The organism is Saccharopolyspora sp. NPDC050642 (assembly GCF_040654735.1).
In the GTDB taxonomy this organism is placed as follows: Bacteria; Actinomycetota; Actinomycetes; order Mycobacteriales; family Pseudonocardiaceae; genus Saccharopolyspora; species Saccharopolyspora elongata.
In genome coordinates this window covers 145,404-160,950 of the sequence record NZ_JBFAIN010000014.1, presented here as the reverse complement: position 1 = coordinate 160,950, position 15,547 = coordinate 145,404, and the positions used below count along the sequence as shown (strand labels likewise).

Annotated in this window: 14 protein-coding genes; 3 read left to right on the top strand and 11 right to left on the bottom strand. The window is 71.8% G+C overall.

Annotated features, from left to right (window positions below; genetic code table 11):
- Positions 1–2: 2 nt before the first annotated feature.
- Positions 3–329 carry a hypothetical protein gene (locus tag AB0H93_RS22770; RefSeq protein WP_358575012.1) on the bottom strand — a complete coding sequence of 109 codons (327 nt, stop codon included), beginning with the start codon at positions 327–329 and terminating at the stop codon, positions 3–5.
- A gap of 150 nt (positions 330–479) precedes the next feature.
- Here AB0H93_RS22770 and AB0H93_RS22765 point away from each other — a divergent pair, with 150 nt between their 5' ends.
- The gene (locus tag AB0H93_RS22765; RefSeq protein ID WP_358575011.1) at positions 480–875 is read left to right on the top strand and encodes a nuclear transport factor 2 family protein; all 396 of its coding nucleotides are present in this window, start codon (positions 480–482) and stop codon (positions 873–875) included.
- Between the two features lie 4 nt (positions 876–879).
- On the opposite strand, the gene AB0H93_RS22760 is transcribed toward AB0H93_RS22765, so the two are convergent.
- Together AB0H93_RS22760 and AB0H93_RS22755 are read right to left on the bottom strand one after the other, a co-directional pair.
- Positions 880–1,482: a hypothetical protein gene (locus AB0H93_RS22760; protein ID WP_358575010.1), complete on the bottom strand. Its 603-nt coding sequence runs from the start codon at positions 1,480–1,482 to the stop codon at positions 880–882.
- 93 nt (positions 1,483–1,575) lie between these two features.
- Positions 1,576–2,679, bottom strand: a complete 1,104-nt coding sequence (locus tag AB0H93_RS22755; RefSeq protein ID WP_358575008.1) for an alcohol dehydrogenase catalytic domain-containing protein — start codon at positions 2,677–2,679, stop codon at positions 1,576–1,578.
- Between the two features lie 309 nt (positions 2,680–2,988).
- Here AB0H93_RS22755 and AB0H93_RS22750 point away from each other — a divergent pair, with 309 nt between their 5' ends.
- Positions 2,989–4,065 (top strand): hypothetical protein, encoded by a 1,077-nt coding sequence (locus AB0H93_RS22750; protein ID WP_358575007.1) that lies wholly within the window; start codon positions 2,989–2,991, stop codon positions 4,063–4,065.
- A gap of 43 nt (positions 4,066–4,108) precedes the next feature.
- Here AB0H93_RS22750 and AB0H93_RS22745 read toward each other — a convergent pair whose 3' ends face one another.
- Positions 4,109–5,362 (bottom strand): aldolase, encoded by a 1,254-nt coding sequence (locus tag AB0H93_RS22745; protein WP_358575006.1) that lies wholly within the window; start codon positions 5,360–5,362, stop codon positions 4,109–4,111.
- Between the two features lie 138 nt (positions 5,363–5,500).
- Positions 5,501–7,093, bottom strand: a complete 1,593-nt coding sequence (gene aceB, locus AB0H93_RS22740) for a malate synthase A (RefSeq protein ID WP_358575005.1) — start codon at positions 7,091–7,093, stop codon at positions 5,501–5,503.
- A 241-nt stretch (positions 7,094–7,334) separates the two neighbouring features.
- Between aceB and AB0H93_RS22735 the strand changes: the two genes are divergently transcribed.
- Entirely contained in the window at positions 7,335–8,114 is a 780-nt protein-coding gene (locus tag AB0H93_RS22735) for an IclR family transcriptional regulator (RefSeq protein WP_093265570.1), read from the top strand.
- A 101-nt stretch (positions 8,115–8,215) separates the two neighbouring features.
- Here AB0H93_RS22735 and AB0H93_RS22730 read toward each other — a convergent pair whose 3' ends face one another.
- The 6 genes from AB0H93_RS22730 to glmS all read right to left on the bottom strand — a co-directional run bounded on the left by AB0H93_RS22730 (position 8,216) and on the right by glmS (position 15,510).
- Entirely contained in the window at positions 8,216–8,893 is a 678-nt protein-coding gene (locus AB0H93_RS22730) for a DedA family protein (protein ID WP_358575004.1), read from the bottom strand.
- A complete protein-coding gene (tsaE, locus tag AB0H93_RS22725; RefSeq protein WP_358575003.1) occupies positions 8,890–9,369 on the bottom strand; it encodes a tRNA (adenosine(37)-N6)-threonylcarbamoyltransferase complex ATPase subunit type 1 TsaE in 480 nt (159 codons plus the stop codon). The genes AB0H93_RS22730 and tsaE overlap by 4 nt, the downstream gene beginning before the upstream one ends.
- Complete coding sequence (locus tag AB0H93_RS22720) at positions 9,366–10,460, bottom strand: alpha/beta hydrolase (RefSeq protein WP_358575001.1); 1,095 nt, start codon at positions 10,458–10,460, stop codon at positions 9,366–9,368. The genes tsaE and AB0H93_RS22720 overlap by 4 nt, the downstream gene beginning before the upstream one ends.
- Positions 10,457–11,650, bottom strand: coding sequence for an alanine racemase (gene alr, locus AB0H93_RS22715; RefSeq protein ID WP_358574999.1), 1,194 nt, complete (start codon positions 11,648–11,650; stop codon positions 10,457–10,459). The genes AB0H93_RS22720 and alr overlap by 4 nt, the downstream gene beginning before the upstream one ends.
- Positions 11,651–11,935: 285 nt before the next feature.
- Complete coding sequence (locus AB0H93_RS22710; protein ID WP_358574998.1) at positions 11,936–13,453, bottom strand: NAD(P)H-hydrate dehydratase; 1,518 nt, start codon at positions 13,451–13,453, stop codon at positions 11,936–11,938.
- A gap of 194 nt (positions 13,454–13,647) precedes the next feature.
- On the bottom strand, positions 13,648–15,510 hold the full coding sequence (glmS, locus tag AB0H93_RS22705; RefSeq protein WP_358574997.1) for a glutamine--fructose-6-phosphate transaminase (isomerizing): 1,863 nt from the start codon (positions 15,508–15,510) through the stop codon (positions 13,648–13,650).
- Between the last annotated feature and the right edge of the window lie 37 nt (positions 15,511–15,547).

Sequence of the window (15,547 nt, the reverse complement as noted above, 5' to 3'; positions counted from 1 at the left end):
GATCAGCGCTTGCGGCGGAAGGCGATCGCGAAGGAGACGACGACGGCGGCGAGCGCCAGCTGGCCGCCCCAGACGATCTTGTTGACGTTGACGGCCGGGTGCCAGGCGACCTTGCCGTCGGCGGAAACCGAGAACGCGCCGACCGGGCGGGCATCCACGCCGATGCCGACGCCGTCGTCGTGACCGTGGCGACCGCCGCCGGTGCGGACGTGGGCGACCGGCAGCAAGGTGGTGTCGCCCTGCCGCACGGGTTCTCCGAAGACCTGGCGCTTGCCCAGCCGCTCGGCCAACGTCTCCAGGATGTCCCCCCGGGCGGACTGCTCTTCCATGATCTGCTCCTCGCGACGCCGTCGGACCGGACCGACGCTAGCCGCTGCCGCGGCGCCGTGCCGCGCAGTTCTCCCATTACCCGCGGGGTAATCGACGCGATGCGGCATCGCCACGAGACTCGTGGCAGTTCCGATCCGAGGAGAAACGCGATGAACTTCAGGAAAACCGTCGACGACTTCCTGCAGACCCTGGCCGGCGGCGACCCCGACGCCATCGCCGCGCTGTTCGCCGAGACCGTCGACTGGAAGATCGTCGGATCGCCTGCGGTGCCGTGGATCCGGCACTGCACGACGCGCGCCGACGTCGCCGAGTTCTTCCGCACGATGCTGGGCGGTTTCGTCCCCGGGGAAACCGCGGTGCGCCTCGGCCACATCCTCGTCGACGGGCCGCACGCGGTGGTGCTCGGCGAGGTATCGCAGGTCATCAGGGCCAACGGCCGGGCCTTCACCACCCCGTTCGCCCTGCACCTGACCGGCGAGGGCGGCCTGATCACCCGCTACCACATCTACGAGGACAGCCTCACCGTCGCCGAAGCCGCAGCGTAGCGGCCTACTCGTACGGGAGCGTGCCGCGGGATTCGCCCCGCACCTGCCCCAGCCACAGCTGCGGCGCATGCCGGCGCACTGCGCCGATCACCTCGTCGCATCCCCTGCGGCCCAGCGGAATCCGGTAGTGCAGCGCCGCCAATTCCGGGCCCAGCGGCTCGGCCGGTTCTTCGTCCCGCACGAATCGGCCCAGCACCGCGTCGTCCCGGTCGATCGGACCCGACGGCCACAACTCGATGCTGTACGAGGGCATGCGCCCCGTCTGCCTCGACCCGTCGGCCCAGTGCGAGGAGACGCCGCTGAGCTGCCGCCACTCGATCACGTGCTGCTCTTCGCCATCGCAGCACCACACCCCGGCGGCATCGACGCTCAGCCAGTCGTGCCGCCGCTTCCAGGCGGGGACCAGGAGCAACGCCGCCCCGGCGCAGCAGATCAGGAGGACCCCCGCCGCCAGCAGGCCGAATGCGGTATTGCCCGCGTTGACCGCCACCAGCACCACCACGAGCCCGAGCGCGATCAGCCCCGCCGAGAAGAGGACACCGAACAGCAGGCGACGGCGTCCCGTCCTGAGCACGGTGTCGGTGGGCTGGGCGTTCGGCGCGGACACCAGGGCGACCTTACCCAAGCACCTCGAGAGCACGAGTCGGCGAAACAGCGGGCCCTGCGCGGGAGTTCGGCGCGAACTGCCAGCCGAAACGGATCAGAAGCGGATGACCTGGCGCATGGCCCGCCCGGCGGCGAGCTCGTCCATCGCGTGGTTGATGTCGTCCAGGTCGATGGTGCCCGACACCAGCTGGTCGACCGGCAGCTTCCCGGCCCGCCACAGGTCCGCGTACTCCGGGATGTCCCGCGCGGGCAGGCCGGAACCGAGGAACGAGCCGATGATCGTGCGGGTCTCGCTCACCAGCGCCAACGGCGAGATGCTGCTGCGCGCCTCCGGCGAGGCCAAGCCGACCGAGACCGTCCGCCCGGCGGGCGCGGTCACCGAAACCGCCGTCTCGAACGCCTTCGCGTTGCCGCTCGCCTCCACGACCACCGAGGTCTTGTGCCCGGATTCGACGGCCTCCTCCGGCGTCAACGCCTTCGTCGCGCCGAGTTCGAGGCCGCGAGACCGCTTGCCCGCCAAGGGATCCACGACGGTCACGCTGCCCGCGCCACAAGCCAGCGCCACCAGCACCGCCGCCATGCCGACCCCTCCGACGCCCACCACCGTGACGTCTTCGCCGGGCTCGATGCGGGCGGCGTTCTTCACCGCGCCACCGCCGGTGAGCACCGCGCAGCCGAGCAGCGCGCCGATCTCCGGCGGCACGTCGTCGGCGACCGGCACGACGGAGTGGCGGTCGACCACGGCGTGCGTGGCGAACCCGGAAACGCCGCAGTGGTGGTGCACCTCGCGGCCGTCCCACTTCAGGCGGCGAGCGCCGGAGAGCAGCGTGCCAGCACCGTTTGCGGCCCAGCCCGGCGAGCACAGCGCCCGCCCACCCGCTCGGCACGCGTCGCATTCCTCGCACCGCGGCACGAAGTACAGGACGACGCGCTGCCCGACGGCGAGATCGGTGACGTCGGCACCGACCTCGGTGACCCGGCCGCAGGCCTCGTGCCCGAGCAGCATCGGCACCGGGCGCACCCGGTTTCCGTCCACAACGGACAGGTCGGAGTGGCAGACCCCGGCGGCCTCCAGCTGCACGAGCAGCTCGCCCGGCCCGGGTGAGTCGAGGTCGAGTTCGGTGACGGCGAGCGGCCGCGACCGCTCCCACGGCCCAGGCCGACCGCATTCCTGCAGCACCGCACCCCTGATCTCCATCACCACGCTCCTCCACGCCGCCGGATCCGTACCCATCCGCTCACACCGAACACCGACTTTCAACCCCTGCCCCGGCGCCGACCGCATCCGGGGTCCCGCAATTTCAATGGAAATCGAAGGTCCGATTTCCATTGAAATTGCGGAAGTTCTCCACAGCCTCCGGCGTGTCGGACCCCGACACGCCGAAGGACCCGTGCGCCGACGCCGGACTCGACTCCCCACGGTTCCTGACACCCGACGCCGGGTGCGTGAACCGTTTTCGGGCCCCGTGCGGACAACCGGATGTCAATCCGATGAAGGAGGCACCGAGTGAAGCATCTGGGAATCGCGGGCGCTGCCGCGACGACCGCTCTCCTGCTGGGGCAACCCGCCTCGGCTGCGGGAGCCTGGACGGAAGAACCGTTCCCAGCACAACCGGCCGACGCAGTGCTGCAGAGCGCGGCCGCAGGCGATGGCGAGGCGTGGTCGTTCGGCGTCCTGAACCGCGAGCAGGACCCGGACCTGCACACCCTGGCGTTCCGCCGCGGCGAGCAGGGCTGGGAGCAGGTGCCGACGCCGGACATCGGGCGGACCAACGCGGCGACGGTGGTCGGCCGCGACGACGTCTGGGTGGTCGGCGACGGCAAGTCGATGCACTGGAACGGCGCGGAGTGGCGGGAAGTCCCGGTGGTCGCGCCGCCGGAAGTCGACACCCAGCTGTTCGACGTGTCCGCGATTGACCCCGATGACGTGTGGACCACCGGGCTCATGCCGGAGCTGGACGGTGAAGGCGGGCGGAACACGGTCCAGCGCTGGAACGGCGACGAGTGGGCGGAAGTTCCGGTGCCGCAGATCGGCGGAATGCTCTACGGCATCGGCGGCACGGAGGCGAACGACATCTGGGCAGTCGGGCTGAAAGGCGTCGGCACCGGGGATCAGGCCCGCACGGCGGGCGCCGCACTGCACTGGGACGGTCGGCAGTGGCAGGAGTCCCCGTCGCTGGAAGTCCCGGGATGGTGGGTGAGCCTGGAAGACGTGCTGGCGGTGGCGCCCGACGACGTGTGGGCGGTCGGCGACCGTTCCTCGGATCGCGAGTCGTACCCGTTCGTCGCGCATTGGGACGGCACCAGGTGGTCCGCGGTCGAGACGCCGAACGAGCAATGCCGCCTCAGGGAGATCACGCAGGGGCCGGACGTCCTCTGGGCGATCGGATACGCCCCGGACGGCCCATGCGTCCTCCGGCACGACGGCACGAACTGGCAACGAGTGCCGGGCCCCTCAGGCCCGCAGGGCATGGGGGTCTCGACGAATGGTGGCGCAGTGCTGGACGACGGGCGGCTGATGGTGACCGGCTTCGCGGGCAACGCAGACGTATCGCAGCCCTTCGCCGCGACCTACGGCGGCTGACGCGATGAGGGCCGCCGGTGCCGGGGACCGGCGGCCTACCGGCCTAGAGGCGGCCGAGCTTGCGGATCTCCGGTTCCGCCAGGCCCGTCATCTCCTTGACCTCGTCCGCGTCGATCGCGCCGTTGTCCAGCGCCCGCACGAAGGACGCCGCCAGCGCTCGCGCCGTCGCCGGCTCGTCCAGCACCGCGCTGCCGCTGGCCGACACGTACGCCGACAGCCGCGCCGCCTCCGCCGGAGCCGAGTCGCGGAACGCCGCGAACACCGCCGCGTACCGCGTCACCAGCTGCGCCGGGTGCAGGTCCCAGCCCTGGTAGAAGCCGTGCTCCAGGGACCGGCGGGTGAGTTCGTAGTGGGTGCGCCAGCCGTAGTGCACCTGGTCGCCGACCGGCAGCACGTTCGTCGAGCCGTCGGACAGGAACACCCCGGTGCCCGCGGCGGACACCTGCATCGCGTGCCGCGCGAAGTCGCAGGCTCGGTGCGCGAGGTGCTGGTGCGCGGCGGTCAGCCCGCAGCTCGCCGTGTAGTCGTAGGTGCCGAAGTGCAGCCCGGTGACCCGGCCGGCTCCTGCCCGCAGGAACAGCGGCAGCGCGAAGCGACCGTACGAGTCCACGATGGACTGCGTGGTCTCCACCTGGATCTCGAAGCGCAGCGACTTCTCCGGCATGCCCAGCTGCTGCTCGAAGAGCTCCAGCAGCTCGACGAAGACCTCGACCTGCGCGACGTCGACGACCTTCGGGAAGGTGAGCACGAATCCGGCGGGCAGGCTGCCCCACTGCTGCAACAACGCGGTGAGAAAGACGTCCAGCGTGCGAACCGAGCGGGCGCGCAGCTCCGGGGTGTCGAAGGACTTCACCCGCAGGCCGAAGTTCGCCGGCTCCACGCCGTCGCGCAGCCACCCGGCGACCACCCCGGCGGTCCGCTCGGCGTCGGCGTCCTCGACGTCGTCACCGGGCCGCCCGTAGCCGTCCTCGAAGTCGATGCGCAGGTCCTCGACCGGCGAGTTCTGCAGCTTCGCCCGCACCCGCGGGTGCACGGCCCGGGCGATCTGCTCGTCCAGGCCGAGGATCTCGACGAGGTCCTCGGGCCGGGCGGCGTCCCGGTCGAGCGCGGCCAGCGCCTCCCGTCCCCACTGCCGCACCGTGTCGGCGTCGACCTTGCTCGCCGGCACGTAGCAGGTGTGCACCGGCTGGCGGGCCGCGCTCGCGCCCGGGTACGTGCGGGCGATGTGCTTGTCCACCTCGGACAGGCGGGCGAGCCGCTTCGCGATCTCGGTGGATTCCAGCGAGGTTCTGGCCACTTGCGCTCCCTTCGTCCGGCAGCCGGGAGGCGTCCCCGGCTGCCCAGTTCGGCTACGGCGAGGGGGCCGTGAGTGCTTTCGGCCGCTGCAGCGACCAAAAACGCTCACGACCCCAGGCTCACCGCGGCCTTTCCGTACTCAGTCGATCTCTTCGTAGGCGGGCAGTGTCAGGAAGTCGACGAACTCGTCGGCCACCGCCACCTGCTCGAACAGCTCGACGGCCCGGCCCAGGTTGTCGACCGGGAAGCCGTCTTCGGACCGCAGCTGCTTCTCGGTGTCGGCCAGCACCTCGCGGACCAGGTCCGCGGTGACCTGCTCGCCACCGGCCAGCACCACGCTGTTGTGCAGCCACTGCCAGATCTGCGAACGCGAGATCTCGGCGGTCGCGGCGTCCTCCATCAGGTTGTGGATCGCCGCCGCGCCGTTGCCGCCCAGCCACGACACGATGTAGCGGACGCCGACGTCGACCGCGGCGCGCAGGCCCTCGATGGTCTTCTCACCGGGGGTGTCGGCCACCGACAGCAGCTGGTCGGCGGTCACCGAGACCTCGTCGCGGGTGCGGTCGATCTGGTTGGGCTTGTCGCCCAGCACCGCGTCGAACTCCTCGAAGCAGATCGGCACCAGGCCGGGGTGGGCGACCCAGGAGCCGTCGAAGCCGTCGCCGGCCTCGCGCTTCTTGTCGTCGTGCACCTTGCCCATCGCGGCCTCGTTGGTGGCCGGGTCCTTGGTGGGGATGAACGCGGCCATGCCGCCGATCGCGAACGCGCCGCGCTTGTGGCAGGTGCGCACCAGCAGCTCGGTGTAGGCGCGCATGAACGGCGCGGTCATGGTCACCGAGTTGCGGTCCGGGAGGATGTACTTGTCCGAGTCGCGGAAGGTCTTGATCACGCTGAACAGGTAGTCCCAGCGGCCCGCGTTGAGGCCGGCGGAGTGGTCGCGCAGCTCGTAGAGGATCTCCTCCATCTCGAACGCGGCCGGGTAGGTCTCGATCAGCACCGTGGCGCGCACCGAGCCGTGCGCGACGCCGAGCTCCTGCTGGGCGTGCGTGAACACGTCGTTCCACAGCCGCGCCTCGAGGTGGCTCTCCATCTTCGGCAGGTAGAAGTACGGCCCGCTGCCGCGGCTGATCAGTTCCTTGGCGTTGTGGAAGAAGTGCAGGCCGAAGTCGACGAACGCGGCGACCACCGGCTTGCCGTCGACCAGGATGTGCTTCTCGTCGAAGTGCCAGCCGCGGGGGCGCACCAGCGGAACGGCGTGCTTGACGTCGTCGCGCAGCTTGTAGTGCTTGCCCTCGGGCGTGGTCAGCTCGATCTGCTTGCGCACCAGGTCGTAGAGGTTGACCTGGCCGGAGACCACGTTGCGCCAGTGCGGGGTGTTGGCGTCCTCGAGGTCGGCGAGCCAGACGCGCGCGCCGGAGTTCAGCGCGTTGATGGCCATCTTGCGGTCGGTCGGGCCGGTGATCTCGACGCGGCGGTCGGCGATGTCGGCCGGCGGCGCGGCCACCTGCCAGTCGCCTTCGCGGATGTGCCGGGTCTCCTCCAGGAAGTCCAGCCGCCCCTTGGCGGTGGCCTCGGCGCGGCGCTCCTTGCGGCGGGCGAGCAACTCGTCGCGGCGGGCGCCGAAGGCGCGCTGCAGACCGGCGACGAACTCGAGCGCTTCCTTGGTGAGGATCTCGTCCCCGCGCTCGACGGCACCGCCGAGCACCTGCACTCCTGCTGGGGTTTCGGACATGGGAAGTCCACCTCTTTCTGCTGCCGGGTTCAAGACGGTGGCTTTGTTGGCTCACCTTGCCGCGTGGCGGACTGTCGCGCACCCGACGAGGCGCGCGGCGGCCGTTCCGCTAGCGGTACGCCCGTTATGTTTTCTGCATCGTGGATGTTAGTTTCCATATAGCGTTCGAAGCAACATGAGCTGGCGCACCCGCCACGGACTAGACTCTGCTCAGCCAGCACAGTGGAAAGGGAGTTCTGCGATGACCACTGGCCCGCAGCGGGCGACTCAGGGCGGAGGGGTGCAGTCGGTCGAACGCACCTTCGAGCTCCTGGAACTGATGGCCGACGCCGGCGGTGAAGTCGCACTGTCCGAGCTCGCCGAGAAGTCCGGCCTGCCGCTCCCGACGATCCACCGCATCATCCGCACGCTGGTGAGCAACGGTTACGCCCGCCAGCAGCCCTCGCGCCGCTACGCGCTCGGGCCCCGGCTGATCCGGCTCGGCGAGACCGCCAGCCGCGCGCTCGGCTCCTGGGCCCGCCCGTACCTCGCCGAGCTCACCGACGCCACCGGCGAGACGTCCAACATGGCGGTGCTCGACGGCGAGCAGATCGTCTACGTCGCGCAGGTCCCCTCGCAGCACTCCATGCGGATGTTCACCGAGGTCGGCCGCCGGGTCGACGCGCACGCCACGGCCGTCGGCAAGGCCGTCATGGCCACCATGCCGCCGGAGACGGTGACGCAGCTGCTCTCCCGCACGACGATGCACCCGCAGACCGAGCGCACCATCATCACGGTCGAGGCGATGCAGGAGGAGCTGGGCCGCATCCGCCAGCAGGGCTACGCGCTGGACGACGGCGAGCAGGAGGTCGGCGTGCGCTGCTACGCCGTCGCCGTGCCGGGAGCGCCGGCGGGCGCGGCGATCTCGATCTCCGGCCCGGAGGGCCGGATGACGCGGATCTCGACGGACGAGGTCATCCCGCTGATGAAACGCCTGGCCAACGACCTGTCGGCCGAGCTCAGCGTCAGCAACACGGCCTGATCCGCCACGGTTTCAACGGAAACCGCCGAATCCAGCACCATCTGGCTGGTGCACCTGGCAGTTTCAATTGAAACTGGGGTCCAGTTTCAATTGAAACTGCGTCAGTCCGAGGTCTCGCGTTGACCGACGGGCGGCTGAGACGAGGTTGAGACAGGTCCGGCAAGCGGCGAAGGCACTTGCGAGACCTGGCGGAGCTGCTTGCGGCGGCGGAGCCACCACACCGCCAGCACCAGCACCGCGGCGATGCCGAGCAGCGGCAGCCCCAGCAGGCCCACCGTCGCCTGCACCTGCTCGTAGGCCTCGCCCGACCAGGCGCCGAGCAGCACCAGCGTCGTCGCCCAGGCCGCCGCCACCGGCACGTTGCAGATCGTGAACCGCAGGTGGGTGACCTTGGCGTGCCCCGCCAGCCGGGGCACCAGCGTCCGCACCACGGCGAAGCACTGCGACGCCGCCACCGTCACCTCCGCGCGTCCGTCCAAAGCTGACTCCGCGCGCGCGAACCGCTGCTCGCCGAAGCGCTTGACCAGCTGCCGCCGCAGCAAACCGTCCCGGCGGCCGCGGAAGTACCCGTGCTGGCAGCCCAAAGCCGTCGCGCCGAAGGCGCAGACCGCGGCCAGCCACACCGCCACGACGCCCTGCCCGGCGAGCCAGCCGAGCGCCAGCACGGTGCCCGACCCCGGCAGGAAAACCCCGATCAGCAGGCCGGATTCGGCGAACAGCAGCACCGCGACGACGACGAGCGCGAGCGGGCCGGGGATCCCGGCCAGGAAATCCGTCATCGAGCAGCGAGCTCGCCCAGCCGCGGTTCCCAGGGTTCGCCGTGCGGCTCTAGGGTGATCTCGCGGACGTCGTCGTCCCGGCGGCGGATCCGCAGCAGCAGGTACGCATCGGCGAGCCGCTCCGCGAGCCCCTCGCCCCACTCGACGACCACCGCGGCATCCGTCAGGTCCGTGTCCAGGTCGAGGTCGTCGATCTCGTCCAACCCGCCCAGCCGGTAGGCGTCGACGTGCACCAGCGCCGGGCCGTCGCCGGACTCCGGCCGATGCACCCGCGCGATCACGAACGTCGGCGAGGTCACCGAGCCGGTGACGCCCATGCCCGCGGCGATCCCCCGCGCCAGCACGGTCTTCCCGGCGCCCAGCGGCCCGTCCAGCAGCACGAGGTCGCCGGCGCGCAGCACGGCTCCCAGCCGGCGGCCGAACTCCAACGTGTCGGACTCCGCCGGCAGCTCGACGGTCTGCAGTGCAGGGCTCAACTCCCGGTCACCTCTCCGCTTCCTCCTCCAACTGCCCGCCGGATCAGCGCGATCAACTCCTCGGTGACCAGCTCCGGTCGCTCCAGCATCACCGGGTGCCCGGCGCCCTCGACGCGCACCAGCGTCGCGCCCGGCAGTTCCGCGGCGAGCACCTCGGCGTGCGGCGAGAACGGCGTGACCCGGTCGGCGTCGCCGGTGAGCACCAGCACCTCGCAGGTCCGCAGCGCCGCCAGCGCCTTCTTGCGGTCGTGCAGGCTGATCGTCTCCAGGAAGTCGGTCACCACCTCGACGGTGGTCGCGCCGATCATCTCGGCCATCAGGTCCACGATCTTCGGCGAGATGTCGCGATCCCCGAAGGACAGGTTGCGCACCAGCGTCCAGGTCAGCTTGTCGCCGAGCCGCCGGGTGCGCTCCACCAGCTCCGGCTGGAAGTCCGCGAGCAGCGCGAGCCCGCGCGGCACCGGATTGGCTCGGTGCAGCCACGGCCGGGGCAGCCCGGACGCGCCGACCGCGCCGGCGGAGGTGCCGATCAGGGCGACCGCGCGGACCCGGTCGCGGAACAGCTCGGGGCGCTGCTCGGCGAGCGCCATGATCGACATGCCGCCCATCGAGTGCCCGACGAGCACGATCGGACCCCGGCTCGCCGCCGAGCGCAGCACCGCGTCCAAGTCCCTGCCGAGCTGGTCGATCGTGCTGTTGCGCTTGGCGGAGTGGCCGGAACGACCGTGGCTGCGGTGGTCGAACAGCACCAGCTGGACCCGCGGCTCGGTGAGCTCGGGCAGGTCGCGGCGCTGGAAGTGCCAGCAGCGGGAGTCGAGCGCGAAGCCGTGCACGAGCACCACGGTCAGCTCCGCCTCGCCGCCGTCGGCGGGCCCGATCTCCTGCACCGACAGCGGAACCCCGTCGTCGGCGGCCACAGTGGACTGCCGGTCCGGGCGAAGCCTGCCGAGCGGCTCGTCGGCGTGGGGGTCGTCGGCCTTGCGCTGCGCGGCGATCCGCGAGCTGCGCGCGGCGACGCCGACCGCGGCGCCGGTGATCGCGGCGCCGAGCACCCCGCTCGTCCAGGCCAGCGCCTGCCAGACCGGCTTCACGGCAGCCCCTGTCGTGAGTGGTCGTTCCGGTAAGAACCGGAATCAACGCTCACGAGCGCGTCGACGACGGTGCGCGTGACCCGCGGCCGGTACATGCCGGTGACGATCTCGTAGTGGATCGTGCCGATCGTGTCGGCCCACTCGGCGGCCGTCGGCTCGCCCCGGTCGCCGGGCCCGAACAGCAGCACCTCGGCACCGTCCGCGACCTGGTCGTCGCCGAGGTCCACCACCAGCTGGTCCATGCACACCCGGCCGACCACCGGCCGCCGCTTCCCGGCCAGCCACACCGACATCCGGCCCGACAGGGTGCGCGGCACGCCGTCGGCGTAGCCGACCGGCACCAGCGCGATGTTCGTCGGCCGCTCGGCCGTCCAATGCTGCCCGTAGGAGACGCTCTCCCCCGCCGCGATGCGCTTGGTCGACGTCACCGAGGAACGGAAGGTCATGGCCGGGCGCAGGTCATGATCCCCGTGCTGCGGAACGGGATCCAGGCCGTAGACCGCGATGCCCGGCCGGACCAGCTCGAAGTGCAGGTCGGGGCGGGTCAGCACGGCCGCCGAGTTCGCCAGGTGCCGGATCGGGTTCAGCCCCGCCGACCGCGCCTGCTCGTAGGCCAGGCCGAAGCGCTCGGCCTGGCGGTCGATCGAGGGGTGGTCGAGCTCGTCGGCGCACGCCAGGTGCGACCACACCGCCACGACCTCGACGTGCCCGTCCGCCTCGGCCTTCGCCGCGTCCTCCACCAGCGCGGGCCACAGCTCGGCCGGGCAGCCGTTGCGGCACAGCCCGGTGTCGATCTTGAGGTGCACGCGGGCGACGCGGCCCTGCTGCTCGGCCGCGCCGACGATCCGGCGCAGGCTTTCCTGCGAGGCGGCGGAGAGCTCGATGTCCGCGGCGACGGCCGGGCCGAAGTCGTCGTCCTCGACGTAGAGCCAGCACAGCACCGGGGCGGTGATGCCGCCGGCGCGCAGCTTCAGGGCTTCCCCGATGGAGGCGACGCCGATCTGGTCCGCGCCCGATTCTAGGGCGGCGGCGGCGACCGTCAGGGCGCCGTGACCGTAGCCGTCGGACTTCACGATGGCCATCGTGCGGGCACCCGAATCGCGGGCACGCGCCGAGAGCACCCTCACGTTGTGGCGGATCGCGTCGACGTCGATGCGCAGGTCGGCGCGGTACGCGGGCTGGTCACTCATGGCAGGCACATGGTCGCACACCACTCCGATGCCCCTCTCGAGGTACCGGAGCCCGGCACCCTCCCCGATCGGCCGCATCGCACCGCCGCGAAACCGACCCCGCCGAACATGAACGTCCGCCGAAATCTCCCCGCTCACCACGGGAGAACTTCCACGATCCGGAGCAATGCTTCTGACATGTCCGATTCTAGGCGGAATCGGACACCGCCTCGCACGGCCCCGGCCGCGAACACGGCAGTGTTTTCGCAGCTCACCAAGGCCCTTGACGGCGGGCCGCTCAGCGGCTCAGGACAGCGCCGCTTCGCGGACCTTTCGGATCGCCGTGGGGACCGCCGCGAGCAGCGCAGAGGCCCCGATCGGGGCGCCGACCTCCTCGGGGTTCCGGGCCGGGGCGCCGTGCGCGGCGAGGTCGGCCGCGAGGGCGTGGACGTGCGCCGCGTAGCCGCAGGCCAGCCACGGCTCCACACCGCTGGCCAGGAGCGCGCCGATCAACCCGGTGAGCACGTCGCCGGAGCCCGCCGTCGCCGGCCAGGCGTGCCGCGAGTCGTTGACGAGCACCCGGCCGTCGGGCGCGGCGACGATCGTGGTGTTGCCCTTGAGCAGCACCACCGCGTCGAAGCGCGCGGCGACGTCCCGCGCCGCGGTGACCCGGTCCTCGCCGGGTTCCCCACCTGCCAGTCGCGCGAATTCGCCCGCATGCGGCGTCAGCACCAGCGGCGCATCCGGATCGCGCGCGTCCCACAGCGTGCTGTCGTTGGCGAACAGCGTGATCGAGTCGGCGTCCGCGCACACCGGTCGCCCGGAATCCAGGACGTGCCGCAGCACGTCGCGGCCGCTGGCCCCGGTGCCGATGCCCGGCCCCACCGCCCACGCCTGCACGCGCCCGGCGTCGCTGACGGAACCGGTCGCCACCACCTCCGGCCAGTGCGTGCGCACCACGTCCGCGGCGGGACCGGCGTAGCGCACCATGCCCGCGGTCGCCTGCACCGCCGCCCCGCTGGCCAGCACCGCCGCGCCGGGGTAGGTCGCCGATCCGGCGGCGACCCCGACCACGCCCTGGCTGTACTTGTCGTCGGTCGGGCCCGGAACCGGCCAGCCCGCGCCGATCTCGGCGTCCTGCAGCAGGTAGAGCTCGGGATCGGGCAGGTCGTCGGCCAGTCCGATGTCGATCACCTCGACGTCCCCGGAGTGCACCGCGCCGGCGCCCAGCACGTGGCAGGGCTTGCGCCCGCCGAAGGTCACCGTGACGTCGGCCAGCACCGCCGGGCCATCGACCGCGCCGGTGACCGGATCGACGCCGCTGGGCAGGTCGACCGCGACGATCGGCACCTCGACCCGGCGCACCAGCTCCGCCGCCACCGGCCGCAGCGGACCGCGCGCGGACAGGCCGACGATCCCGTCGATCACCACATCGGCGCGCTCCACCGCATCCGCGGACTCCGCCCCGATCCCCGCGGTGTCCGGGCTCGCACCCTCCGCCGGGACCGCACGGCCGCCGGCTCGCCGCAGCGCGGCGAGGCCCGCGGCGTGCGCCCGCTCCGGGGCGAGCAGCACCGCCGTGACGCCGACCCCGCGGCGCCGGAGGAACGCCCCGGCCCACAGCGCGTCGCCGCCGTTGTTGCCGGCGCCGACGAGCAGCGTGACGTGGCGACCGGCGACGCCGCCGGTGAACTCGGTGAGGACCCGCGCGGTGTGGACCGAGACGGCGTACGCGGCACGGCGCATCACCGCGGGCTCCGGTGTCCTGGTGAAAAGCCGCTGCTCGGCGGCGCGGATCTGGTCGGGCGTCCACACTCCGTGCATCGCGTCCTCCTCGCAGTCGGCGATCGCCGCACAGTCTGCCTCGCGCGGCCCGTCGGCATCCGATCTTCCGGCAAGCCGCGCGGTTTCCGCTGACGACTCCGGCCGTGAGCCTTCCGGGTCGCGCTAGCAGCCCAGAAGACCCACGGCCGGATTGCCGTCAGAAACGCCGATCCGGGCTCGGGGCCCGGCGAGAATCACTCGACGGTGACGGACTTGGCCAGGTTCCGGGGCTTGTCGACGTCGTAGCCGCGGGCCCGGGCGATCTCCGCCGCCAGCACCTGCAGCGGAACCGTCGACACCAGCGGCTGCAGCAGCGTCGGCACCGCCGGGATGGTGACCAGCTCGTCCGCGAACGGCCGGACCTCGTCGTCGCCCTCCTCGGCGATCACGATCGTCCGGGCGCCGCGCGCCTGGATCTCGCGGATGTTGGAGACCAGCTTGGAGTGCAGCAACGCCCGCCCCTTCGGCGACGGCATCACCACGACCACCGGCAGGCCCTCCTCGATCAGCGCGATCGGCCCGTGCTTGAGCTCACCCGCCGCGAAGCCCTCCGCGTGCATGTACGCGAGCTCCTTGAGCTTGAGCGCGCCCTCCAGCGCCACCGGGTAGCCGACGTGCCGCCCCAGGAACAGCACCGCCTTCGCGTCGGCGAGCTCCCGGCCCAGCTCCCGCACCTGCTCCACCGTGGACAGCGTGCGGTGCACCGCGTCGGGCATCGCCGACAGCTCCGCGAACTCCCGCGCCACCTCGTCGGAGTACTTCGTGCCGCGCGCCTGCGCCAGGGCCAGCCCGACCAGGTAGTTCGCCGCCACCTGCGCCAGGAACGTCTTGGTCGCCGCGACGCCGATCTCCGGCCCGGCGTGGGTGTAGAGCACCGCGTCCGACTCGCGCGGGATCTGCGCGCCGTTGGTGTTGCAGATCGCCAGCACCCGCGCCCGCTGGGTGCGCGCGTGCCGCACCGCCTCCAGCGTGTCGGCGGTCTCGCCGGACTGGGAGATCGCCACCACCAGCGTGTCCCGCCCCAGCACCGGGTCGCGGTAGCGGAACTCGCTGGCCAGCTCGACCTCGACGGGCACCCGGCACCAGTGCTCGATGGCGTACTTGGCGAGCAGCCCGGAGTGGTAGGCGGTGCCGCAGGCGACCACGAAGACCTTGTCGATGTCCCGCAGGTCCTGCTCGGTGAGCCGCAGCTCGTCGAGCACGATGCCGCCGCCGGAGAAGTGCCCGCGCAGCGTGTTCTCCAGCGCCTCGGGCTGCTCCTCGATCTCCTTGAGCATGAAGTAGTCGTGGCCGCCCTTCTCGGCGGCCGAGAGGTCCCAGTCCACGGTGAACGGCTTGGCCTCGACGTCCGCGGCGGAGAAGTCGGTCACCCGGTAGCCGTCACGGGTGATGGTGACCACCTGGTCCTGGCCGAGCTCCACGGCGTCGCGGGTGTGCTCGATGAACGCGGCGACGTCGGAGGCGAGGAAGTGCTCGCCCTCGCCGACCCCGACGACCAGCGGCGACGACCGGCGGGCGGCCACGATCTTGCCGGGCTCGGCGGCGTGCGTGACGACCAGGGTGAAGGCGCCCTCCAGGCGCCGGGCGACCGCGCACACGCTGGCGGTCAGGTCACCGGCGGTCGGGCCGTCGTCGTAGGCGGCGGCGACCAGGTGCGCCGTCGTCTCGGTGTCGGTGTCGCTGGCCATCTCGATGCCCGCCGCTTCCAGCTCGGCGCGCAGCGCGGCGAAGTTCTCGATGATGCCGTTGTGCACCACCGCGACCTGGCCGCTGGCGTCGCGGTGCGGGTGGGCGTTGCGGTCGGTCGGCGCGCCGTGGGTCGCCCACCTGGTGTGCCCCATGCCGCTGTGACCTGCGAACTTGCTGCCGTCGACCTCGGCGAGGCGCTTCTCCAGGTTCGACAGCGCGCCCGCGGCGCGCTCCACCGCGAGGCCGCCCTCGCCGTCGAGCAGCGCAACCCCGGCCGAGTCGTAACCCCGGTACTCGAGTCGCCGGAGTCCGCCGAGGACGACCTCGAGCGCCTGGCGATGTCCTACGTAACCAACGATGCCGCACACTCGGCCCAGCGTAGCTACTCCACATGGTCTGAACCTG